This window comes from Cereibacter sp. Soil_C_27, from assembly GCF_057657095.1.
On sequence record NZ_JBDGJD010000001.1, the window covers coordinates 1,351,148 to 1,371,856 of the forward strand.

The following is a 20,709-nucleotide window of genomic DNA, read 5'->3' on the forward strand; positions in this document are numbered from 1 at the left end:
CGGTGGAGAGGTGTCTGTGCCGCCATCGGCAGCGACATCCGCGGCAAAACTGCCTAGGTAGGGGGCAAGCAAAGCAGGAGCCCCCATGGCACAGGACATCGAACTCGGCCTCGACACTTTCGGCGACGTGCCCTTCGGCGCGGATGGCAAGCCCATGCCGCAGGCGCAGGTGCTGCGCGACGTGGTGGAGCAGGCGGTGCTTGCCGACAGCGTGGGCGTCGACGTGATCGGCCTCGGCGAGCATCACCGTGACGATTTCGCCATCTCCGCGCCCGAGGTCATCCTCGGCACCATCGCCGGGCGCACGATGCGCATCCGGCTCGCCACTTCGGTGACGGTGCTGAGCTCCGACGATCCGGTGCGGCTGTTCCAGCGCTTCTCGACGCTGGATGCCGTGTCGAACGGTCGGGCCGAAGTGACGCTGGGGCGGGGGTCGTTCTCCGAGTCCTACGCGCTCTTCGGCTATGACATGCGCGACTACGAGCAGCTTTTCGAGGAGAAGCTCGATCTCTTCGCCCGGCTGATCCGCGAGCCGAAGGTGAGCTGGAGCGGCGAGACCCGCGCGCCCCTGAAGCAGCAGCGGGTCCATCCGCCGCTCTCGCCTGCCGGGCTGAAGACCTGGATCGGCGTCGGCGGCAGCCCGGAATCGGTGGTGCGCGCGGTGCGGCATGACCTGCCGATGATCCTCGCCATCATCGGCGGCGCGCCGCAGCGCTTCCTGCCTTTCGTCGATCTCTACAAGCGCGCCTACGAACAGATCGGTGGAGACCCCAAGCCGCTGGGCGTCCATTCCCCCGGCCATGTCGCCGCGACCGATGCGCAGGCGCGCGACGAGGCCTTCCCGGCCTACAAGCGCCTGCACGACCGCATCGGGCGCGAGCGCGGCTGGCCCGCCCTGACCCGCGCCGATTTCGACCGCGAGGTCGATCACGGCTCGATGTATGTCGGCAGCCCCGAGACCGTGGCGCGCAAGATCTCTGCCACGGTGCAGACGCTGGGTCTCGGGCGCTTCCAGATGAAATACTCGGTGGGCCCGCTGGAGCACGAGGCGCTGATGCGCTCGGTCGAGCTCTACGGCACCAGGGTCATGCCGATGGTGCGGGAAATCCTCGCCGCCTGAGGCCCCTGCGCTGATTGCCGCTTTCCCCGTTCCGCGATAGGCTCCGGCAGCGAGATCTGCTAAGCCTTTCGCAGGTGCAGCATCCACGGGCGCACCGCCCGGTTCCGGTGGCCCGTCCGTGGAGGGGAGGATGCCCGTGGAACGAGTCTCGGCGCAGAAGGATGTGATGCGGCTGGCCGTGGAGGCGAAGTTCCACCATGCCGGCCTGCGCCGGGGCCTCTCGCCTGCCACGTTGCGCAAGCTCGACGCCATCGCCCGCCTCCGGGTCTTCCCGCGCGATGCGGTGGTGGTGGAGCAGGGCGGCCCGCTGGAATTTGTCGGCAACGTGGTGCGCGGCGTGTTGCGGATGGAGCGGCTGCAAAGCGACGGCCGCTCGCATATCGTCGGCTTGCTGATCCCGAGCGATCTCTTCGGCCGGGTCTTCACCGAGCGGTCGGAGTTTTCCATCGAGGCCGCGACCGAAGTCACGCTCTGCTGTTTCGAGCGCCACGCCTTCGAGGCGCTGATGGCAAGCTGCCCGGATCTGGAGCATACCGTGCTTCTGGCCGTGCTCGACGAATTGGATGCGGCGCGCGAATGGATCAGCCTTCTGGCGGTGCAGACGGTGGCGGCGCGGCTTGCCACCTATCTCCTGATCCTCTGCCGCCGCTGGCCGCACCAGACCAGCGAATTGACCTCGGATGCGCAGCGAATCGTCGTACGCCTTCCGGTCGGTCGCAGCGATCTGGCGCATTATCTTGGCACCACCGTGGAATCGATCAGCCGCACGGTGCAAAACTTCTCACGCGAGGGGCTGATCCGCATTCTCACGCCCCTGCAGTTCGAGATACTCGATTTGCCGGCACTTATTGTCAACAAACGACGACTTCGATTCAGAGGCGCTTCTGGCAATGCTGCGGCGGGCCTGAGTCTCTTGTCGTAGAAGGCCCGTCAAATTGACGCAGGTCAACGCGAGGCTGTTACTCATCTATTAACAAGAAGAAGCCGGTCCATTGCGTCCCGGATCGGCATCACCCTGTGATGTGCAATCAAATTATCAGATCGCCCCGAGCGAGCCCCGGAGGAACTGACAGAATGGCGCTTTACCAATTGGCCGATGTCGCAAAAACCCTCATGGCGGATTGTCAGCATTGCAAGATGCGTGAAGGCCGGTTGTGTTCCGCCATCCGCCAGCGGGCGGCCTCGGTGCTGCCGCTGCTGCCGCTGAACGAGACGCTGATGCCCGGCGAGGGGCCCGTTGACGTCAGTCTGCGCGGGGGGCGTTTTGGCATGTTGCATTCCGGTCTCCTCCTGCGCTGCGGCGGCGAGGCGGGCGGGATGGAGCTTGTCCTGCCCGGCGAACCCTTGACCGAGGCTTTCCGTCCGAACTGCGACATGCGGGTGACGGCGGTCGTGCCCTCGCGGGTCTGCTGGTTCGACATCCACGATGTCGAGGCCGCGGCGCTGCGCGACAGGCGTCTGTCCTGCGCGTTGCTCGACGCCTCCAGCAATTCGAGCGAGGCGCGGCAGAGCTTCACGCGGCTGCGCACTGTCGGCAGCGTGCCCGAGCGTCTGGCCAAGCTCTTCGTCGCGCTGGCGGGCTGCATCGCCGAGCGCGACGCGCTGGGCCGGCTGCGGCTGACGCTGGCCTGCCGCCGCGACGACATCGCCGTGCTGCTCGGCACCACGGTGGCGGCGCTGGAGGAGGCCAAGCTGGCGCTAGAGGGGCAGGGGCTGATCGCGCTGCACGAGGGCTCGGCCATCGAGCTCTGCGATCTTGCCGCGCTGGAGGAGATGGCCGACATGCGCTCGACGCTGGTCGAGGTGATGCCGCGACAGGAGCGGCGGCGGCGCGTGGCCCAGCACGGCTGAGCTACTTGAAGACGTTCCGCTTCAGGATATAGCGGATGCCGCGCGTCCAGCTGTCATCGGTGTTGCCGCGGATGTCCACCGCCTGACCGCGCAGCTGCCTGCCGGTCGCGGTATCCTTGATGTAGAGGTTCATCGACAGGATCAGGTTCGACACCTTCTGCACCTCCGACACCACCGTGTAGTCGGCGCCGAGCCGTTCGGCCATGCGCAGGTCGCAGCCGTTGCACTTGGCCGGGTTCGCGGTGCGGTCCAGCTCTTCCTGCACCGGGGCGAGGTCGAGCACCGTCAGCCCCTCCGCCTCCAGCGCCTTGGTGATGTAATCCTCGATCAGCGCGACCCGCGCCGTCTCATCGGCGCGCACGCCGTTGATGCTGCCCTCGGTCGAGGTATCGAGGAAGGTGACCCCGAAGAAGGCGGCGGTCCTGCCCTGCCACTCCTGCGCGCTGGCGGGCAGGGCGAGGCAGAGGGCGGCGATGAGGGGAAAGAGCTGTTTCATCCGCCGACCCTGCGGCGGCAAGCGGGTTCCCGCAACCGGCACCAAAGGCTGACAGGCCCGGTTTCTCCCCCCTTTGGCTGAGTAGCGGGACGCCCTCCCACCTGCGACACTCGGGCTGCAATTCAGGGAGGATTGACCAATGGCAGAGATGTCTCATGGCAGCGTGAAGATTCATCCGTCGGTCGACGGGGGAGTGAAGCAGGGGCAGGACGGGTTTCAGGGCGGCACGCTGCGCTGCCACTGCACCGACCGCCCGGTCGAGGTGCGGATCAACGCGCAGTCGGCGCACAACCACGTCTGCGGCTGCACCAAATGCTGGAAGCCGGACGGGGCGACCTTCTCGATGGTCGCCGTCGTGCCGCGCGGCGCGGTCGAGGTGGTGGCCAATGGCGACAAGCTGAAGATCGTCGACGAGAAGATGTCGATCCAGCGCCATGCCTGCACCGGATGCGGCACGCATATGTATGGCCGCATCGAGAACACCGAGCATCCGTTCTACGGGCTCGATTTCATCCACACCGAGCTCTCGGGCGAGGAGGGCTGGTCGGCCCCCGGCTTTGCGGCCTTCGTCTCCTCGGTCATCGAGAGCGGCGTCTCGCCCGACCGGATGGGCGATATCCGCGCCCGGCTGACCGAGCTCGGCCTGCCACCCTATGACGCGCTCTCGCCGGCGCTGATGGATGCGATCGCCACCCACGTCGCCAAGAAGTCGGGCGCTCTGGCGGCCTGACCTCCGAAGCCCCATGCACCGCGCCCTCCGGTCCCGCCGGGGGGCGCTTTCGCTTGGGCGCACAAGCCCCTGCGTCTCATCCTTTTTTCCGATCTGCCGCGCCGCGCGTTTGTGCCTACACTTGGCGGGAACAGATGGCCCGAGGCTCGCTCTCCGGCCCAGAAGGAGGGACAGACATGCGCACCCGCGCCGCCGTGGCCGTCGAGGCCGGCAAACCGCTCGAGATCATGGAAGTGAACCTGGAAGGGCCGAAGTTCGGCGAGGTTCTGGTCGAGATCAAGGCCACCGGCATCTGCCACACCGACGAATTCACCCTCTCGGGCGCCGACCCGGAAGGCATGTTCCCCGCCATCCTCGGCCATGAGGGTGCCGGCGTGGTGGTCGAGGTCGGCCCCGGGGTCACCTCGCTGAAGCCGGGCGATCACGTCATCCCGCTCTACACGCCGGAATGCCGCAACTGCCCCTCCTGCCTCAGCCAGAAGACCAATCTCTGCACGTCGATCCGGGCGACCCAAGGGCAGGGGTTGATGCCGGACGGGACCAGCCGGTTCTCGATGCTGGATGGCACGCCGATCCTGCATTACATGGGCTGCTCGACTTTCTCGAACTACACCGTCCTGCCGGAGATCGCGCTGGCGAAGGTGCGGGACGACGCGCCTTTCGACAAGATCTGCTACATCGGCTGCGGGGTGACGACCGGGATCGGGGCGGTCATCAACACCGCCAAGGTGGAGATCGGGGCGAAGGCCATCGTCTTCGGGCTCGGCGGCATCGGTCTCAACGTGATCCAGGGGCTGAAGCTCGCGGGCGCGGACATGATCATCGGGGTGGATCTGAACAACTCGAAGAAGGAGTGGGGCGAGCGGTTCGGCATGACCCATTTCGTCAACCCGTCCGAGATCGAGGGCGACATCGTGCCCTATCTCGTGAACATGACGAAGACGCCCTTCGATCAGATCGGCGGGGCGGATTACACCTTCGATTGCACGGGCAATGTGAAGGTCATGCGTCAGGCGCTGGAGGCTTGCCACCGGGGTTGGGGGCAGTCGATCGTGATCGGGGTGGCGCCGGCGGGGGCGGAGATCCAGACGCGGCCGTTCCAGCTGGTGACCGGGCGGATCTGGAAGGGCTCGGCCTTCGGGGGCGCGCGGGGGCGGACGGATGTGCCGCGGATCGTCGACTGGTACATGGATGGAAAGATCCAGATCGACCCGATGATCACCCACATCCTGAAACTGGAAGACATCAATAAAGGCTTCGACCTGATGAAATCGGGTGAAAGCATCCGCTCTGTCGTGGTATTCTGACAGCGTTTCACGCGTGAAAATCGGCTCAAGGCGCTGATTTCGTTATAGGTTCCCCTTTTTGTTAACCTTTCGGCAAGGTCTGTCCGCGCTGCGGGCAGGCCAGGCAGGGTGCGCGCGAAACGCCTTTGCCGGCGGTCTGCCCCCTGCGGCAGCCGGCTTCAAACTTGCGGCAGGCTTGGCCTGCCCTCTCTGGGAGACTACCGAATGAAGTTCACCACGATGCTTGCGGCGCTGACCATGGCTGCGGCCCCCTTCGCGGCCTCTGCCCAAGGCGATGTTGCCGCGGGCGAGAAATCGTTCCGCAAGTGCATGGCCTGCCATCAGGTCGGCGAAGAGGCGAAGAACAGGGTCGGGCCGGTGCTGAACGACGTGGTCGGCCGGCCGGCGGGCTCGGCGCCCGACTTCAAATATTCCCCGGCGATGACCGAGCAGGCCGAGGGCGGTTTGGTCTGGACGGCGGAGACGCTGGACGGATTCCTCGAGAACCCGAAGAAGGCGATCCCCGGCACCAAGATGTCCTTTGCGGGCATCAAGAAGCCCGAGGAACGCGCCGATATCATCGCCTTCCTGGCCTCGGTTTCGGAAGGCGCGGCCGATGCCGCCGAAGCCGAGACGCCGGCTGCGCCCGCTGTCGAGGGCTGACCTTGCAAATGCCTGCAAATGCAAATGTTTTTCTTGGAAAGACAGCATTTGCAGGCTGCTCATACTTTGGGCTTAGAGGATTGCCAGCAGCGTTGACGTGGCGTTTCGCCGCGACTTAGAAATAAACATCAAGAGGGCTACCCGCGTCCTGCGATGCGCAAAAGTCTCTGTTTTCAGCTGAAATCGAGCCAACTAAACCTCGGGAGGAGAGCCTAATGAAACAGTTCAAGCTGGGCTTATGTGCAAGTCTGATGCTGGGTGCGGCATCACCAATTTTTGCCAATGACTCCGTGCTCACTGCGACGGCTGACGCCAAGCAATGGGCGATCCAGACCGGCGATTACGCCAACACCCGCTATTCCGAACTCAGCCAGATCAACAAGGACAACGTGAAGGATCTTCAGGTTGCCTGGACCTTCTCGACCGGCGTGCTGCGCGGTCACGAGGGCTCGCCTCTGGTGGTGGACGGGATCATGTATGTCCATACCCCGTTCCCCAACAACGTCTACGCGCTCGATCTGGCCAATGACGGCAAGATCCTGTGGCGCTACACCCCGCAGCAGAACCCCGACGTGATCGGCGTGATGTGCTGCGACACGGTCAACCGCGGCGTGGCCTATGCCGACGGCATGATCTTCCTGCATCAGGCCGATACCACCGTCGTCGCGCTCGACTCCAAGTCCGGCGAAGTGAAGTGGTCGGTGGTCAACGGCGACGCGGCCAAGGGCGAGACCAACACCGCCACCGTCATGCCGGTGAAGGACAAGCTGATCGTCGGCATCTCCGGCGGCGAATTCGGCGTGCGCGGCCATATCACCGCCTATGACATGAAGACCGGCGAGCAGGCCTGGCGCGCCTATTCCACCGGCCCGGACGCCGAGATGCTGTTCGACCCGGAAAACACCATGGAGCTGGGCAAGCCGGTCGGCGCCGACAGCTCGCTGAAGAGCTGGGAAGGCGACCAGTGGCAGATCGGCGGCGGCACGACCTGGGGCTGGTATTCCTATGACCCGGATCTGAACCTGATCTACTACGGCACCGGCAACCCCTCCACCTGGAACCCGTCGCAGCGTCCGGGCGACAACAAGTGGTCGATGACCATCATGGCCCGCGATGCCGATACCGGCGTGGCCAAATGGGTCTACCAGAAGACCCCGCATGACGAGTGGGACTTCGACGGCGTGAACGAGAACATCCTCGTCGATCAGGAGATCGACGGCACGATGCGCAAGCTGCTGGTGAACTTCGACCGGAACGGCTTTGCCTACACGCTGGACCGCGAGACGGGCGAGCTTCTGGTAGCCAAGAAATACGATCCGGCGGTGAACTGGGCGACGGAAGTCGTCATGGACCCGAACTCGGATCAGTACGGTCGTCCGCAGGTCGTGGCCGAATACTCGACCGAGCAGAACGGCGAAGACACCAACTCCACCGGCATCTGCCCGGCGGCGCTGGGGTCGAAGGACCAGCAGCCGGCGTCGTTCTCGCCCAAGACCGGGCTCTTCTATGTGCCGACGAACCACGTCTGCATGGATTACGAGCCGTTCCGCGTGAGCTACGCCGCCGGTCAGCCCTATGTCGGGGCGACGCTGTCGATGTATCCGGCGCCGGAAAGCCACGGGGGTCTGGGCAACTTCATCGCTTGGGACGCCGTGAAGGGCGAGATCAAGTGGTCGCTGCCCGAAGCCTTCTCGGTCTGGTCGGGGGCTCTGGCCACCGCGGGTGACGTGGTGTTCTACGGCACGCTTGAGGGCTATCTGAAGGCGGTCGACTCGACCACCGGCGAGGAACTCTACAAGTTCAAGACGCCCTCGGGGATCATCGGCAACGTGATGACCTACGAGTTGGACGGCAAGCAGTACATCGGCATCCTCTCGGGGATCGGTGGCTGGGCCGGGATCGGCCTCGCGGCCGGCCTGACCAACCCGAACGAAGGTCTCGGCGCGGTGGGCGGCTATTCGGCGCTGTCCGACTACACCGAGCTCGGCGGCCAGCTGACCGTCTTCGCGGTGCCGGACTGATCCGGACTCCGGCTGGCGGGAGGACGCCGGCCGGTACCAAAGTCTGAGCCCAGAAGAAGCAACGGAAGCCGCCCTTGCGCGTTATGTCGGGGGCGGCTTTTTCACCCGGGAGGAGATCAGAATGACTATCACTACGCCACTTCGTGCGATTGCGATGACCGCTGCGGCGCTCTGCGTCGTGACAGGCGCCTCGTCGCTGGCGACGGCCCAGACCGCTGCCGCGCAGGGCGTGGATGTCGCTGTCGCGTCGTCGGACGGGATCCGGTCGTTCAACGCCGAGGACATCCCGACCTATGCGATCGCCGAGGACGGCACGGTGGATTGGCCGACCTTCTCGGGCTACCGTCGCTACCATGCCGAGTGCCACGTCTGCCACGGGCCGGACGGGCAGGGCTCGAGCTATGCGCCGGCGCTGAAGGACTCGGTGATGCGGCTGGATTACTACGAGTTTCTCGAGGTCATCGCGGGCGGCAAGCAGGAAGTGGGCGCGGCCCAGAACCTGGTGATGCCGGCCTTCGGGACCAACCCGAACGTGATGTGCTACACCGACGACATCTGGACCTATCTGCGCGCGCGCGGCACCGGCGATCTGGACCGGGGGCGTCCGGCCAAGCGGGCGGAGAAGCCCGAGGAATATGCCGAAGTGGAAAAGTCGTGCATGGAGTGAGGCTGGCCGTGGCGCTGGTGCTGGGGCTGGCGGGGCCGGCCTCGGCACAGGTGGCCGATCTGGTGTCGGATCAGGCCTTCCGGGTCTGCGCCGACCCGGCCAACCTGCCGCTGTCGGGCGAGAACGGGCAGGGGTTCGAGAACCGGATCGCCGAGCTTTTCGCCGCCAAGATGGAGCGGCCGCTGGAATACAGCTGGTTTCCCATGGTCACGGGCTTCGTGCGCCAGACGCTGACGGCGGGGAAATGCGATGTGGTGATCGGCTACGCCCAAGGCGACGAGCTGGTGCTGAACACCAACCATTACTACACCTCCACCCATGTGCTGATCGTGCCGGAGGGCAGCGCCTTGGCCGGTGTCGAGACGCTGGCCGATCCGGCGCTGAAGGACAAGCGGCTGGGGGTGATCGCCGGGGCGCCGCCCGCGACGCATCTGGCGCGGGCCGGGCTGATCGGCAAGGCCAAGGGCTACAATCTGGTGGTGGACCGGCGGGTGGAGAACCCGGCGGGGACGATGCTGGACGATCTGGCGGCGGGGGTGATCGACGCGGCGGTGCTCTGGGGGCCGGTCGGTGGGCCGCTGGCCAAGGAGCGGGGCGGGCTGAAAGTCATTCCGCTCTTGCAGGAGACCAAGCCGCCGCGGCTGTTCTACCGCATCACCATGGGCGTGCGCGCCGGTGAGGATGTCTGGAAACGCGAGCTGAACTCGCTGATCCGGCGCGAGCAGGCGCAGATCGACGCCATCCTGCGCGAGGCGGGGGTGCCTCTGGTCGACGATTATGGCAAGGCGTTGAAGGAGATCCCATGAGAGCCGCCGCCGCCCTGCTGATCTGCTTCGCGCTTCCGGCGCTGGCGGAAGGGGTGGCGGAGCCTGCGGCCTATCGCGGCGAGCCCTACCGCGCCCCGGTGCCGGAGACGGTACTGGGCCAGCCCGGCATCGGTGCCGAGGAGGCCCGGGCGTTGCACGGGCAGGGGGTGCCCTTCGTCGATGTGATGCCACGGCAGGGCAAGCCCGAGGGGCTGCCCGAGGGCACGATCTGGCGCGAGAAGCCGCATATGAGCATTCCGGGCGCGGTCTGGCTGCCCAATGTCGGCTACGAGGCGCTGGCCGCGCCCGACGAGGCCTATTTCCGGGCCGGGCTGGAGCAGGTCTCGGGCGGCGACAAGGCCGCGCCGCTGGTGCTGTTCTGCCGGACCGATTGCTGGATGTCGTGGAATGCCGCCAAGCGCGCGATCTCGATGGGATATTCCGGAATAAAATGGTTTCCCGGAGGCACGGAAGCGTGGCAGGCTTTGGGCGAGGAGTTGCAGGAGGCGAAGCCGGCGCCCGGTCCGTAAACCGGGACTGTCCGTGTCGGGAGGGCGCGGGCGGATGCACAATCGAGACCAGGGGAGGGGTCGCATGAAGCTGATCTGGACCGCAGTTTGCGGAGCCGCCGCCTTTGTGCCTTGCGTGGCGCTGGCACAGGTGGAGATCCGCGCGGCGGTGCTGCGCGTCGATGTGGCGGGGCTGCCGCCGGTATCGCGCCTCGATCTGCCGCCGGAGGATCTGGGCATCGCGGGAGGGCGGGTCGGCACCGCCGACAATGCCACCACCGGGCAGTTCATGGGCCAGAGCTTCACCACCGCCGAGGTGATTGCCACGCCCGAGACCGCCGTGGCCGAGCTGCAGAAGCTGATCGAGGGCGGCACGCAGTTCATCGTCACGCTGGCCGATGCCGCGACCACGCTGCAGCTTGCAGATGCGGCGGGCGATACCGCGCTGCTGTTCAACGCCCGCGCCACCGAGGACCGGCTGCGCAACGAGGAGTGCCGGGCGAACCTCTTGCACACCGCGGCGAGCGACGCGCAGCTGACCGATGCGCTGGCGCAGTTCCTGATGTGGAAGAAATGGGACGAGTGGTTCCTGGTCGAGGGCAGCCGCCCCGAGGATACCGCGCTGGCCGATGCCTATCGCCGGGCTGCAGCGAAGTTCGGCGCCGAGATCACCGAGAGCCGGGTGTTCGAGGATACCGGCGGGGCGCGGTCCACCGACAGCGGGCATGTGCAGATTCAGGCGCAGATCCCGGTCTTCACCCAGCGCGCCGAGGATCACGACGTGGTGGTGGCCGCCGATGCGACCGGCTGGTTTGCGGCCTATCTGCCCTATCACACCTGGGAGGCGCGGCCCGTTGCCGGATCGGCGGGCCTCCGGCCGCAGACCTGGCACCCGGCTTCGGAAGCCTGGGGCGGTACGCAGTTCCAGACCCGGTTCGAGAAGTCTGCCGGGCGCCCGGCGCGGGAAGAGGATTATCAGGTCTGGGAGGCGATGCGCGCTCTGGGCGAGGCGGCGACGCGCAGCCAGTCGGGGGAGTTCGCCACGCTCGCCGCCTATATCCGCGGGCCGGAGCTGAAGCTCGCGGCCTACAAGGGGCAGGATCTGTCGTTCCGCGACTGGGACGGCCAGCTGCGCCAGCCGATCCTGCTCACCTCGGGGCCGATCACCACCTCGGTCTCGCCGCAGGCGGAATATCTGCATCAGGTGACGCAACTCGACACGCTGGGCCATGACCGGGCCGAGAGCAAATGCATGCTGACGAAATGAGGAGGATACCGATGGCCCGCTTTTCCGCCCTGCTTGCCTGTTCGCTGCTGGGGGCAACCCCGGCCCTGGCTGACCGGGTCTTCGTCAGCAACGAGAAGGGCAATGACATCACCGTGCTCGACGGCACGACCTTCGAGGTGATCCACACCTTCAACGGCGGCCAGCGCCCGCGCGGCATCACCGCCTCGCCGGATGGCAAGGTGATCTATGTCTGCGCCTCGGACGACAACCTCGTGCGGGTGTTCGACGCGCATACCTATGAGGAGCTGCCCTCGCTGCCCTCGGGGCCGGACCCCGAGCTCTTCGTGCTGCATCCCTCGGGCAATCCGCTGTATATCGCCAACGAGGACGACAACATCGTGACCGTGGTCGATGTCGAGACGCGGCAGGTGCTGGCCGAGGTGCCGGTAGGGGTGGAGCCGGAGGGGATGGGCGTGTCGCCCGATGGCAAGATCGTCATCAACACCTCCGAAACGACCAACATGGCGCATTTCATCGATACCGAGACCTTCGAGATCGTGCAGAACGTGCTGGTCGATCAGCGCCCGCGCTTCGCGCAGTTCATGGCTGACGGCTCGGCGCTGCTGGTGTCGTCGGAGATCGGCGGGACAGTGTCGGTGATCGACCCGGCAACGGCGCAGGTGACCCACAAGATCGAGTTCGAGGTGCCGGGCGTGCTGCCCGAGGCGCTGCAGCCGGTGGGGGTGCGGGTAACGCAGGACGGCTCCAAGGTTTTCGTGGCGCTGGGGCCGGCGAACCGGGTGGCGGTGATTGATCCGGCGACGTGGGAGGTGACGGATTACCTGCTGGTCGGGCAGCGGGTCTGGCAATTGGCCTTCTCGCCGGACGACAAGTATCTTTTCACGACCAACGGCAATTCCAACGACGTGTCGGTGATCGACGTGGCGACGAACGAGGTCATCAAGTCGGTGCAGGTGGGGCAGCAGCCCTGGGGCGTCGTGGTGGTGGCGGAATGAAGGGGAGGACGAGGATGATCTGGAGAACGATGGCCGTGGTGGCGGCGCTGGGAATGGCGGCGCCGGCGGTGGCGCATGAGTTCGGCTTTGCCGGGCTGATGTCGTCGAGCAACCGCGAGGATCTGGCGCCGTTGACGCTGGCCTCGGGCAAGCCGGTGGCGGAGGCGCCCTATGAGCTGAAATCGGGGACTTTCTACCGGATCAAGATCGTGGCCGACGGTTCTGCGGAACTTGCGCTGTCCGGCGGGGATTTCTTCCGGGCGATCTGGATCAACGAGATCGTCATCAACTCGATCGAGATCAGGCCGATGGGGGTGCACAGCATCGAATTCGACGAGGCGGGGGAGATCGAGATGACTTTCGTCGCCGTGGTGCCGGGCAGTTTCACGCTCAGCATTCCGGGCTCGTCGGGCGATACCCAGAAGGCCGTGTTCAACATCCGCTGAAGTTCAAGGAGAAGACCATGAAGAAACTTGCCGTAGCTCTGGCGCTGGTCGCCGCCCCCGCCTTTGCCGATGACGTGACCGACCCGGCGGTGATCGAGCAGATCAACACCCTGCTGAGCGGCATGCAATGCGAGGTCGACCCGAGCAACATCGAGACCGATGACGGCGGCTACGAGCTGGACGACGTGTTCTGCGCCGATGGCCAGTATGACATCGATCTGGATGCCGAGATGAACGTGACGGAAAAACGCAAGGAATGACCCACAGCGATGCGACCCCCGCACTGGAAATCGCGGGGGTCAGCCATGCCTTCGGGGCGGTGCGGGCGCTGGATGACGTGAGCTTCACCGTGCCGCGCGGGGCTTTCGTGGCCTTGCTGGGGGTGAACGGGGCGGGGAAGACGACGCTCTTCTCGCTGATCACCCGGCTTTACGATTCCACCAGCGGCAGGGTGTTGGTCGGCGGGCATGACGCCCGCCGTGCCCCCGGCGAGGCGCTGAAGCGGCTGGGCGTGGTGTTCCAGAGCAAGGCGCTGGACGGCGACCTGACGCTGGCGCAGAACCTGGCCTATCACGCGGCGCTGCACGGGATCGGGCGGCGGGCGGCGAAGCTCAGGATCGCCGAGGTGCTGGAGGAAGTGAACCTGACCGAGAAGGCGGGGGCGCGGGTCTCGACCCTCTCGGGCGGGCAGCAGCGGCGGGCGGAGATCGCGCGGGCCTTGCTGCATCGGCCGGAGCTGCTCTTGCTGGACGAGGCGACGGCGGGGCTCGATGTGCGGGCGCGGGCGGATGTGCAGGCGCTGGTGCGGCGGCTGATCGCGGGCGGCGTCTCGGCGCTCTGGGCGACGCATGCGATGGACGAGATCGCGCCCGAGGATCTGGTGGTGGTGCTGCACAAGGGCGAGGTGAAGGCGCAGGGCCGTGCATCGGAGCTGGGTTCGAGCCTGACCGAAGGCTTCCTCGCGCTGACCGGGGGCGAGGCATGACGGGCTACGGCATTGCCTTCATGGGCATCGCCTGGCGCGAGGTCTTGCGCTTTGCCCGGCAGCGCGAGCGGTTTCTGGCGGCGCTGGTGCGCCCCTTGGTGTGGCTTTTCATCTTCGCCGCCGGGTTCCGGTCGGTGCTGGGTCTGTCGATCGTGCCGCCCTACGAGACCTATGTGCTTTACGAGGTCTATGTGACCCCCGGCCTTTGCGCGATGATCCAGCTGTTCAACGGCATGCAGTCTTCGCTGTCGATGGTCTATGACCGCGAGACCGGGGCGATGCGGACGCTGCTGGTCAGCCCATACCCGCGCTGGTTCCTGTTGGGATCGAAGCTGGTGGCGGGGGTGCTGGTGTCGGTGCTGCAGGTCTATGCCTTCCTGCTGATCGCGTATTTCTGGGGGATCGAGCCGCCGGTGCTGGGCTATCTGACAGTGCTGCCCGCGCTGATCCTGTCGGGGATCATGCTGGGGGCGATGGGGCTGTTCATCTCTTCCGCCATCCGGCAGCTGGAGAATTTTGCGGGCGTGATGAACTTCGTGATCTTTCCGATGTTCTTCGCCTCGAGCGCGCTCTACCCGCTGTGGCGGCTGCAGGAGTCGAGCACGCTGTTGCATGACATTGCGCTGGCGAACCCCTTCACCCATGCGGTGGAGCTGATCCGCTTCGCGCTTTACCGTCAGGTCGAGCCGGTGGCGCTGCTGGTGGTCGCGGGCTGCGCGGTGGGTTTTTTCGCGGCCTCGGTTTTCATGTATGATCCGTCGAAGGGCCTCTGGGGCAGACGCAAGGGAGGATGAGGATGAAACGGCTGGCACTCATGGCGATGCTGATGGCGGGGACTGCGGGAGCGGCGGATTTCTCCGACCCCGACTGGCCCTGCATCCAGCGCAAGCAGCCGCATCTGTCGCTGGGCAGCGTCTGGTCCGGCCCCTTGCCGGATGCGGCGGTGGAGGAACTTGCGAAGGCGCCCGAGGTGCAGGCCCTGGCGCAGCGGCTGGAGCAGCGGCGCCTGCCGGTGGAGGAGGCCGAGGCGCTGATCGCGGAATTTGCGCAAGGCAAGGACGCGCAGCAGATGGCGGCGCTTTACCTTGCAACCTTCGAGCGGATCGATGCGCTGCGGTCGCGGGTGATGAACGGCATCGCCCGCTATGCCCACAAGCAGGAGGCGCTCGACGCGCAGATCGACGAGCGGCGTGCCGAGATGTCGAAGCTGGAGGCGGCGGAGAGCCCGGACTTCGACCGGATCGACGCGCTGGAGGAACAGCTCGACTGGGACACGCGGGTGTTCCGCGACAGGCAGCAGTCGCTGACCTATGTCTGCGAAACGCCGGTGATCCTCGAACAGCGCGCCTTCGCGCTGGGGCGGGCGGTGGCGGCGCATCTGCCGGAGTAGCTCACTCCCATTCCAGCTCGGCATAGGCGGCGGAGGCGTTCCGCGGGTGGCTGGCGTCATAGCCGACCCAGCGCGCGGCCTCGGACTCGTCGCGCCGGGTGATGGCCGCGCTCATCGGGATGTTGGCGGCGATGGCGGCGCGGATGCTGTCACGCAGCGCAGTGAGGTAGCGGCGGGTGGCGGCGCTGCCTTGCGGCCAGTCGGTCGGGGCGGCGCCGTGGCCGGGGATCAGACGCAGCGCACGGTCCTGCCCGAGCCAGTCGAGCCAGCCGGTGAGCGAGCCGTCGAGCGTCGGCAAGAGGCCGTTGAACACCAGATCGCCAGAGAAGAGGGTGTTGGTCTCGACATGCAGCACCGTGAGGTCGTTGTCGGTATGGGCGGTGGCAACGGGGGTCAGCTGCAGGGTGTGGCCGGGGCCGAGGGTCAACTCGGTCTCGCTGGTCAGCTTTACGTCGGGCTGGACGAACCGGCTGCCGAGCAGTGCCTCCGCCCCGAGCTGGGCCGCGTAGCTGGTGAGATAGGTCTCCTCGCGTGCTTCCAATGCGGGGCCGAGCCGGGCGGAGGCGACGATCTTGGCCCCGGCCTCGCGGAAGACCTCGGCGCCGAGGCTGTGGTCGGGGTGCATGTGGGTGAGGATCAGCGTGATGGGCAGGCCGGTCTTCTGGCGGATGGCGGCGTAGAGCCTTTCGCCCTCCGACCGGGTCGCACCCGCGTCGATCACCGCGACGGCCTGCGGGCCGATGATGACGCCGAGGTTGGCGATCTCGCCGCCGTTCTCGGGCGCGGGCATGGCGGTGATGCCGGGGTGCAGCCAGAGCCCGTCGCCGAGATCGGTGAGCGGCAGGGCGGGGAGGCTGGCGGTCTCGGCGCAGCGGGTGGGGCCGGGGGTGAGCCCGGGATGGGCGGCGAGCCAGAGCGAGGCACGGGTGTCGGCGCTGGCGGCGCAGGCGGCCTCGGTCAGCGGCTCGGGCGTGGGCAGCAGCCGCTCGGCGCAGCTGTCGGGCGCGGCGGCTAGGCAGGCGGTCAGCATCAGGTGGAACATCGCGGTCCTCCGCGCCCGACCCTGCGCCAGAGGGGGGCCGGGGAGATACTCATCCGAAAGTCGCATAGGCGTTCGGCGCGGCTCCGTGGTTTCATGCGGGTGACAACACAGGAGATCGCCATGCGCATCGTCCGGTTGAAGATGCTGTCCCTGTCGCTTGCGGCCTGTCTGGCCGCCCTCTCTCCCGCCCATGCGGAGGATACGAGCCAGAGCAACCCGATGCAGCCGAGCGAAAGCTGGGAGGCGATGCGGTTCGACGTTCTGGGCGATGTGACGCCGGTGGAGGATGAAGCCCGGCTGACGCTGGAGGCGCCGTTCCGCTCGCACGATCCGGCGGTGGTGCCGGTGCAGCTGCGCCAGCCCGCGGGGGCAGCCGACGTGATCGAGGAGCTGACTCTGGTCATCGACGAGAACCCTTCGCCGGTGGCGGCGGTGTTCACCATGGGCAAGGCGATGCATCCCCTCGACATGGAGATCCGGGTGCGGGTGAACGCCTATTCCAACATCCGGGCCGTGGCGAAGGTCGGGGACGACTACGTCATGGCCGGGCGCTATGTGCGCGCGGCGGGCGGCTGTTCGGCCCCGGCGGGCAAGGACCCGGCGGCGGCGCTGGCGCAGAAAGGCCAGATGCGGGTGCAGCAGATCGCGGCGGAGCAGCGGCCCGAGGGGGTGCGGCGGCTGGCCAAGCTGATGCTGCGGCATCCGAACTATTCCGGGCTGCAGCGCGATCAGGTTTCGCTGCTGACCATCCCGGCGGAGTTCATCGACGTGCTGGAGGTGCGGCAGGGGGACGAGCTGCTGTTCTCGCTGACCGGGGGCATCTCGATCTCGGAAGATCCGGTCATCCTGTTCCACTATCTCGACAATGGTGCTGGAGAGCTGAGCGTGCGGGCGGTGGACACCGATGGCGCGATCTTCCAGCAGAGCTTCGCCGTGGAGGCGGGATGAGCACAGGGGCGTCGGGGGCGGCAGGCGTTTGTATGCCGACGGATACCAAAGGGGGATGGGTGGGGGCGTTTAATCCTTTCCCAATCGCACAGGTTGTCCGTAGAGTTTGAGGACTCGCGCCGGGAGGAGGAAGCCCGCGCGGGGAATGGGAGGAAAACATGGGACATGTTCCGAACTGGGGCGCGGGCGTCTGCGTTCCGGCTCAGCGCAGTCAGCCGCGATCCGTTGCCGATATCCTGATCGTCGACGACCATCCGCTGATCTGCGATGCCTTGGCTATGACGCTGACACATGCCTTCGGCCTGCGCCGAGTGCGCACTGCCGCCAGCCTTGCCGCCGCGCAGAAGCTGATGCGCGAGGCGACGATGCCCGATGCCATCGTGCTCGACCTCAACCTGCCGGATGTCTGCGGCATCGAGGGGGTCATGGCCCTGCAGAAACTGGCGCCCGATGTGCCGCTGACGGTGATCTCGGCCGATCTCGATTCCGAGATGGTCTCGGCGGTGATGGCGGCGGGGGCGCAGGGCTATGTGTCGAAAAGCCTGCCGCGGCTGCAGATGATCGATGCCTTCGAGCGGATGTGGGCCGGGGAGGCGGTGACGCCGGAGGAATACGAGAGCGAGCGGCCTTCGGAAGAGACTGGCGAGCAGATGCGCGAGCTGACCCGCAGCTTCGCCACGCTGACGCCGCAGCAGATGAACATCCTGCGGCTGATCTGTCAGGGGCGGCCCAACAAGCTGATCTCCTATGAGCTGTCCATCGCCGAGGCCACGGTGAAGACCCACATCGCCGCGATCATGTCGAAGATCAACGTGCGCAACCGGACGCAGGCGGCGCTTCTGGCCAGCAAGGCGCGTATCTTCGTCCGGTGAGGGCGGGATGTAACGAGGACCGATTGGTGAGCGAGAGCCTGATGCCGGACCTTGACCGCCCCGCGCCCGCAAGCGCCGGGGCGCCTGTCGTTGCGTGGGCCCCGAGCGACGCGCCGGATGTGGTGGAGCGGCTGCTGGCCGCCCTGGCGCCTGCCGCTCCGGCGGCGGTGATGCTGTTCGCCTCGCCGAGTGCGGCCCTGCCGGAGATCGCCCGGGCGCTGGGTCAGGGCCTGCCGCGCGGGTGCCGGGTGATCGGCTGTTCCTCGGCCGGGGAGTTCGCCTGCGGCGGCTATCGCACCGGAACGGTGGTGGCGATCGGCCTGCCTGCGGCGCGGTTTCGCGCCGATGCGATCTGGCTGCGCAACCTGCCGGGGCTGGGAGTCTCGGACTGGATGATGGACCTCAGGGCGCAGATGGCGCGGTTCGAGGCCAGCCCGCAGCGGGCGCGGTTCGGGCTGTTGCTGATCGACGGGCTGAGCCAGCAGGAGGAGCTGGTGGCAGCGACGGTGGATGCGGTCTCGCACCGGCTGCCGGTGCTGGGCGGCTCGGCGGGTGACGGGCTGCGCTTCGAGCAGACCTCGCTGGTGCTGGATGGCGAAAGCCATGCCGAAAGCGCGATCTTCTGCCTGATCGAGACCGATTTCGCGATTGAGGAGGTGATCTTCGACCATTTCAGCCCCTCGGCCACGCGGATGGTGGTGACGCAGGCGATCCCAGAGGAGCGGCTGATCCTCGAGATCAATGCCGAGCCTGCGGCGGAGGAATATGCGCGGCTGATCGGCGTGCCCGTGGCGGCGCTGAACCCGCGCACCTTTGCCGAGAACCCGCTGCTGGTGCGGATGGGCGGGCAGTATTACGTGCGGGCGATCCGCGAGGTGACGCCGCAGGGCGGGCTGACGCTGATGTCGTCGATCGAGACCGGCGTGATGATGACGCTGGGCCGGGCCGATGACCTGACGCATGGGTTCGAGGCGCGGCTGAGGGCCCTGGCGGGGCAGCCGGCGCTGATCCTGACCTTCGACTGCATCCTGCGGCGTCTGGCGCTGGAGCAGGCCGGGCTGGAGGCGGCGGTGGCGCGGATCTTCGGTCAGTATCGCATCGCCGGGTTCAACACCTATGGCGAGCAGCATGGCGGGGTGCATGTGAACCAGACCTTCGTCGGCCTCGCCTTCCTCGAGCCGGAGGCGGTGCATGCTGCGTGACAGCGACAGCCCCGAGCGGCGGATCGAGAAGCTGACGCGGATCAACGAGGCGCTGATCGAGCGGATCGACCGGGCCGATGCGGCGCGCGGCTCCACCTACATGCTGTTCCAGACCGCGGCGGTGCTGGAGCAGGAGGTGCTGGCGCGCAACCGCGATCTGGAGGCGGCGCTGGCGCATCTGGGCGAGATCAACCGCGAGCTGGCGCTGGCACGCGAGACGGCAGACGAGGCCAACCGGTCGAAGTCACGCTTCTTGCGGGCGGCGAGCCATGACCTGCTGCAGCCGCTGAGTGCGGCGAAGCTGTTCCTGTCGCATCTGGCCGAGGTCGCGACCGAGCCGCTGCAGGCCGATCTGGTGGGGCGGATCGGCAATGCCTTTGATTCGACGGAGGAGCTGATCAAGGCGCTGCTGGAGATCTCGCGGCTCGATTCGGTGCGGCTCGACGTGGCGTCGGAGCGGGTGTCGCTGGGGCGGCTGTTCCAGAAGCTTGCCGGTGATTTCCAGGGCGCGGCGGAGGCGAAGGGGCTGGACCTGCGCTTTGTCATCTCCTCGGCCACGGTGATGTCGAACCCGGTTTTCCTGCGGCGGATCGCGCAGAACCTGCTGTCGAACGCGATCAAATATACCGCCCGGGGCCGCGTGCTGGTGGGGGCGCGGCGCGAGGGGACGGATATCTGGCTGGAAGTGCATGACACCGGGCCGGGGATCGCCGAGGAGGATCAGGAGCGGATCTTCAACGAGTTCGAGCGGCTGTCGCCCGAGGGCGAGACGCAGGGCACCGGGCTCGGGCTCTCGATCGTGCGGCGTGCCTGTCTGCGGCTCGATCACGAGGTCGAGGTGCGCTCGGCCCCCGGTGAGGGGGCGCTCTTCCGCGTGCGGCTGCCTTTGGCAGTGGAGGCGCCCGGCGCGCTGGCCTGCGGGGCGGAGCCGGCGGCGACCAGCGGGGCGGTGCAGCGGCTGGCCGGGGCGCATGAGCCGATGCTGGTGGCCGATGCGGTGCGGGTGATGGAGACGGCGCAGGCGCTGGCCGGGCGGCGGGTGATGGTTGTGGAGAACGATCCCGCCATGCGCGACGCCTATGTGCTGCTGCTGCGGCGCTGGGGCATGCAGGTGATGCAGGCCGAGGGCACGGAGGCGGCGGTGGCCGTGCTGCGCGAGGCGAGCGTGCTGCCCGAGGTGCTGGTGACGGATTACCGTCTGGAGCGCGGCGATACCGGGGTGCAGACCATCGCGGCGCTGCGGCGCAGGCTGGGGCCACGGCTGCCGGCGCTTCTGGTGACGGCGGAACGCGAGCCGTTTCTGGCGGCGGAGGCGCAACGGCTGGATGCGGCGCTGCTGGAGAAGCCGGTGGCGGAGGCGGATTTGCGGGCGACGCTGTTGCGGCTGTTGGACAGGCGGCGGTTGCGCGGGCGGACCGCGGCGGAATGAAG

The 20,709-nt window shown here is 67.1% G+C and carries 23 protein-coding genes; 21 read left to right on the forward strand and 2 right to left on the reverse strand.

The annotated features are described in order from the left end of the window. Nucleotides 1-85 precede the first annotated feature (85 nt). The 3 genes from AC3A5Z_RS06645 to AC3A5Z_RS06655 all read left to right on the forward strand — a co-directional run bounded on the left by AC3A5Z_RS06645 (nt 86) and on the right by AC3A5Z_RS06655 (nt 2,971). Nucleotides 86-1,120, forward strand: coding sequence for an LLM class flavin-dependent oxidoreductase (locus tag AC3A5Z_RS06645; protein ID WP_487518550.1), 1,035 nt, complete (start codon nt 86-88; stop codon nt 1,118-1,120). A gap of 130 nt (nt 1,121-1,250) precedes the next feature. Continuing rightward, a complete protein-coding gene (locus AC3A5Z_RS06650; protein ID WP_487518551.1) occupies nt 1,251-2,042 on the forward strand; it encodes a Crp/Fnr family transcriptional regulator in 792 nt (263 codons plus the stop codon). Between the two features lie 152 nt (nt 2,043-2,194). After that, complete coding sequence (locus AC3A5Z_RS06655; RefSeq protein WP_487518552.1) at nt 2,195-2,971, forward strand: Crp/Fnr family transcriptional regulator; 777 nt, start codon at nt 2,195-2,197, stop codon at nt 2,969-2,971. Between the two features lies 1 nt (nt 2,972). Here the strand turns inward: AC3A5Z_RS06655 and AC3A5Z_RS06660 are convergent, their stop codons facing one another. Then, the gene (locus AC3A5Z_RS06660) at nt 2,973-3,467 is read right to left on the reverse strand and encodes a DUF3280 domain-containing protein (RefSeq protein ID WP_487518553.1); all 495 of its coding nucleotides are present in this window, start codon (nt 3,465-3,467) and stop codon (nt 2,973-2,975) included. A 139-nt stretch (nt 3,468-3,606) separates the two neighbouring features. Here AC3A5Z_RS06660 and gfa point away from each other — a divergent pair, with 139 nt between their 5' ends. The 14 genes from gfa to AC3A5Z_RS06730 all read left to right on the forward strand — a co-directional run bounded on the left by gfa (nt 3,607) and on the right by AC3A5Z_RS06730 (nt 15,214). Beyond that, nucleotides 3,607-4,197: an S-(hydroxymethyl)glutathione synthase gene (gene gfa / locus AC3A5Z_RS06665; protein WP_487518554.1), complete on the forward strand. Its 591-nt coding sequence runs from the start codon at nt 3,607-3,609 to the stop codon at nt 4,195-4,197. Between the two features lie 176 nt (nt 4,198-4,373). Beyond that, entirely contained in the window at nt 4,374-5,504 is a 1,131-nt protein-coding gene (locus tag AC3A5Z_RS06670; RefSeq protein WP_487518555.1) for an S-(hydroxymethyl)glutathione dehydrogenase/class III alcohol dehydrogenase, read from the forward strand. Between the two features lie 204 nt (nt 5,505-5,708). Next, complete coding sequence (locus tag AC3A5Z_RS06675; RefSeq protein ID WP_487518556.1) at nt 5,709-6,146, forward strand: c-type cytochrome; 438 nt, start codon at nt 5,709-5,711, stop codon at nt 6,144-6,146. A 215-nt stretch (nt 6,147-6,361) separates the two neighbouring features. Continuing rightward, nucleotides 6,362-8,167 carry a methanol/ethanol family PQQ-dependent dehydrogenase gene (locus AC3A5Z_RS06680; RefSeq protein ID WP_487518557.1) on the forward strand — a complete coding sequence of 602 codons (1,806 nt, stop codon included), beginning with the start codon at nt 6,362-6,364 and terminating at the stop codon, nt 8,165-8,167. A 121-nt stretch (nt 8,168-8,288) separates the two neighbouring features. Continuing rightward, nucleotides 8,289-8,834 (forward strand): c-type cytochrome, methanol metabolism-related, encoded by a 546-nt coding sequence (locus AC3A5Z_RS06685; protein ID WP_487518558.1) that lies wholly within the window; start codon nt 8,289-8,291, stop codon nt 8,832-8,834. Further along, nucleotides 8,822-9,640 carry a substrate-binding domain-containing protein gene (locus AC3A5Z_RS06690; RefSeq protein WP_487518559.1) on the forward strand — a complete coding sequence of 273 codons (819 nt, stop codon included), beginning with the start codon at nt 8,822-8,824 and terminating at the stop codon, nt 9,638-9,640. The genes AC3A5Z_RS06685 and AC3A5Z_RS06690 overlap by 13 nt, the downstream gene beginning before the upstream one ends. Next, nucleotides 9,637-10,170 (forward strand): PQQ-dependent catabolism-associated CXXCW motif protein, encoded by a 534-nt coding sequence (locus AC3A5Z_RS06695; protein WP_487518560.1) that lies wholly within the window; start codon nt 9,637-9,639, stop codon nt 10,168-10,170. The genes AC3A5Z_RS06690 and AC3A5Z_RS06695 overlap by 4 nt, the downstream gene beginning before the upstream one ends. Before the next feature lie 64 nt (nt 10,171-10,234). Further along, entirely contained in the window at nt 10,235-11,416 is a 1,182-nt protein-coding gene (locus tag AC3A5Z_RS06700; RefSeq protein WP_487518561.1) for an ABC transporter substrate-binding protein, read from the forward strand. Between the two features lie 11 nt (nt 11,417-11,427). After that, on the forward strand, nt 11,428-12,393 hold the full coding sequence (locus AC3A5Z_RS06705; protein ID WP_444665669.1) for a YVTN family beta-propeller repeat protein: 966 nt from the start codon (nt 11,428-11,430) through the stop codon (nt 12,391-12,393). 14 nt (nt 12,394-12,407) lie between these two features. After that, nucleotides 12,408-12,839: a cupredoxin domain-containing protein gene (locus tag AC3A5Z_RS06710; RefSeq protein WP_107664165.1), complete on the forward strand. Its 432-nt coding sequence runs from the start codon at nt 12,408-12,410 to the stop codon at nt 12,837-12,839. Nucleotides 12,840-12,856: 17 nt separating this feature from the next. After that, on the forward strand, nt 12,857-13,099 hold the full coding sequence (locus AC3A5Z_RS06715; RefSeq protein WP_444665671.1) for a PepSY domain-containing protein: 243 nt from the start codon (nt 12,857-12,859) through the stop codon (nt 13,097-13,099). Further along, on the forward strand, nt 13,096-13,824 hold the full coding sequence (locus AC3A5Z_RS06720) for an ATP-binding cassette domain-containing protein (RefSeq protein ID WP_136792180.1): 729 nt from the start codon (nt 13,096-13,098) through the stop codon (nt 13,822-13,824). The genes AC3A5Z_RS06715 and AC3A5Z_RS06720 overlap by 4 nt, the downstream gene beginning before the upstream one ends. Further along, nucleotides 13,821-14,618 carry an ABC transporter permease gene (locus AC3A5Z_RS06725; protein ID WP_107664162.1) on the forward strand — a complete coding sequence of 266 codons (798 nt, stop codon included), beginning with the start codon at nt 13,821-13,823 and terminating at the stop codon, nt 14,616-14,618. Before AC3A5Z_RS06720 ends, AC3A5Z_RS06725 begins: the two co-directional genes overlap by 4 nt. 2 nt (nt 14,619-14,620) lie before the next feature. Beyond that, a complete protein-coding gene (locus tag AC3A5Z_RS06730) occupies nt 14,621-15,214 on the forward strand; it encodes a hypothetical protein (protein WP_107664161.1) in 594 nt (197 codons plus the stop codon). A 1-nt stretch (nt 15,215) separates the two neighbouring features. Here AC3A5Z_RS06730 and AC3A5Z_RS06735 read toward each other — a convergent pair whose 3' ends face one another. Continuing rightward, complete coding sequence (locus AC3A5Z_RS06735) at nt 15,216-16,256, reverse strand: quinoprotein relay system zinc metallohydrolase 2 (RefSeq protein WP_487518562.1); 1,041 nt, start codon at nt 16,254-16,256, stop codon at nt 15,216-15,218. A 120-nt stretch (nt 16,257-16,376) separates the two neighbouring features. On the opposite strand from AC3A5Z_RS06735, the gene AC3A5Z_RS06740 reads away from it, so the two are divergent. The 4 genes from AC3A5Z_RS06740 (at nt 16,377) to AC3A5Z_RS06755 (ending at nt 20,707) form a co-directional block, all read left to right on the forward strand. After that, a complete protein-coding gene (locus AC3A5Z_RS06740; RefSeq protein WP_487518563.1) occupies nt 16,377-17,204 on the forward strand; it encodes a quinoprotein dehydrogenase-associated SoxYZ-like carrier in 828 nt (275 codons plus the stop codon). Nucleotides 17,205-17,362: 158 nt separating this feature from the next. Continuing rightward, nucleotides 17,363-18,076, forward strand: a complete 714-nt coding sequence (locus tag AC3A5Z_RS06745) for a response regulator (protein WP_487518564.1) — start codon at nt 17,363-17,365, stop codon at nt 18,074-18,076. Between the two features lie 41 nt (nt 18,077-18,117). Then, nucleotides 18,118-19,278 carry an FIST N-terminal domain-containing protein gene (locus AC3A5Z_RS06750; protein ID WP_487518653.1) on the forward strand — a complete coding sequence of 387 codons (1,161 nt, stop codon included), beginning with the start codon at nt 18,118-18,120 and terminating at the stop codon, nt 19,276-19,278. Further along, nucleotides 19,268-20,707 (forward strand): ATP-binding response regulator, encoded by a 1,440-nt coding sequence (locus tag AC3A5Z_RS06755; protein ID WP_487518565.1) that lies wholly within the window; start codon nt 19,268-19,270, stop codon nt 20,705-20,707. Before AC3A5Z_RS06750 ends, AC3A5Z_RS06755 begins: the two co-directional genes overlap by 11 nt. Nucleotides 20,708-20,709: the final 2 nt, after the last annotated feature.

What these genes read in the sequence shown, in the direction of transcription:
- AC3A5Z_RS06720 (WP_136792180.1), top strand. Translation starts at nt 13,096, where the DNA reads ATGACCCACAGCGATGCGACCCCCGCACTGGAAATCGCGGGGGTCAGC.
- AC3A5Z_RS06725 (WP_107664162.1), top strand. Translation starts at nt 13,821, where the DNA reads ATGACGGGCTACGGCATTGCCTTCATGGGCATCGCCTGGCGCGAGGTC.
- AC3A5Z_RS06700 (WP_487518561.1), top strand. Translation starts at nt 10,235, where the DNA reads ATGAAGCTGATCTGGACCGCAGTTTGCGGAGCCGCCGCCTTTGTGCCT.
- AC3A5Z_RS06655 (WP_487518552.1), top strand. Translation starts at nt 2,195, where the DNA reads ATGGCGCTTTACCAATTGGCCGATGTCGCAAAAACCCTCATGGCGGAT.
- AC3A5Z_RS06755 (WP_487518565.1), top strand. Translation starts at nt 19,268, where the DNA reads ATGCTGCGTGACAGCGACAGCCCCGAGCGGCGGATCGAGAAGCTGACG.
- AC3A5Z_RS06650 (WP_487518551.1), top strand. Translation starts at nt 1,251, where the DNA reads ATGCCCGTGGAACGAGTCTCGGCGCAGAAGGATGTGATGCGGCTGGCC.
- AC3A5Z_RS06730 (WP_107664161.1), top strand. Translation starts at nt 14,621, where the DNA reads ATGAAACGGCTGGCACTCATGGCGATGCTGATGGCGGGGACTGCGGGA.
- AC3A5Z_RS06715 (WP_444665671.1), top strand. Translation starts at nt 12,857, where the DNA reads ATGAAGAAACTTGCCGTAGCTCTGGCGCTGGTCGCCGCCCCCGCCTTT.
- AC3A5Z_RS06745 (WP_487518564.1), top strand. Translation starts at nt 17,363, where the DNA reads ATGGGACATGTTCCGAACTGGGGCGCGGGCGTCTGCGTTCCGGCTCAG.
- AC3A5Z_RS06705 (WP_444665669.1), top strand. Translation starts at nt 11,428, where the DNA reads ATGGCCCGCTTTTCCGCCCTGCTTGCCTGTTCGCTGCTGGGGGCAACC.
- AC3A5Z_RS06750 (WP_487518653.1), top strand. Translation starts at nt 18,118, where the DNA reads ATGCCGGACCTTGACCGCCCCGCGCCCGCAAGCGCCGGGGCGCCTGTC.
- AC3A5Z_RS06675 (WP_487518556.1), top strand. Translation starts at nt 5,709, where the DNA reads ATGAAGTTCACCACGATGCTTGCGGCGCTGACCATGGCTGCGGCCCCC.
- AC3A5Z_RS06740 (WP_487518563.1), top strand. Translation starts at nt 16,377, where the DNA reads ATGCGCATCGTCCGGTTGAAGATGCTGTCCCTGTCGCTTGCGGCCTGT.
- AC3A5Z_RS06680 (WP_487518557.1), top strand. Translation starts at nt 6,362, where the DNA reads ATGAAACAGTTCAAGCTGGGCTTATGTGCAAGTCTGATGCTGGGTGCG.
- AC3A5Z_RS06645 (WP_487518550.1), top strand. Translation starts at nt 86, where the DNA reads ATGGCACAGGACATCGAACTCGGCCTCGACACTTTCGGCGACGTGCCC.
- AC3A5Z_RS06735 (WP_487518562.1), bottom strand. Translation starts at nt 16,256, where the DNA reads ATGTTCCACCTGATGCTGACCGCCTGCCTAGCCGCCGCGCCCGACAGC.
- AC3A5Z_RS06695 (WP_487518560.1), top strand. Translation starts at nt 9,637, where the DNA reads ATGAGAGCCGCCGCCGCCCTGCTGATCTGCTTCGCGCTTCCGGCGCTG.
- AC3A5Z_RS06670 (WP_487518555.1), top strand. Translation starts at nt 4,374, where the DNA reads ATGCGCACCCGCGCCGCCGTGGCCGTCGAGGCCGGCAAACCGCTCGAG.
- AC3A5Z_RS06710 (WP_107664165.1), top strand. Translation starts at nt 12,408, where the DNA reads ATGATCTGGAGAACGATGGCCGTGGTGGCGGCGCTGGGAATGGCGGCG.
- AC3A5Z_RS06685 (WP_487518558.1), top strand. Translation starts at nt 8,289, where the DNA reads ATGACTATCACTACGCCACTTCGTGCGATTGCGATGACCGCTGCGGCG.
- gfa (WP_487518554.1), top strand. Translation starts at nt 3,607, where the DNA reads ATGGCAGAGATGTCTCATGGCAGCGTGAAGATTCATCCGTCGGTCGAC.
- AC3A5Z_RS06660 (WP_487518553.1), bottom strand. Translation starts at nt 3,467, where the DNA reads ATGAAACAGCTCTTTCCCCTCATCGCCGCCCTCTGCCTCGCCCTGCCC.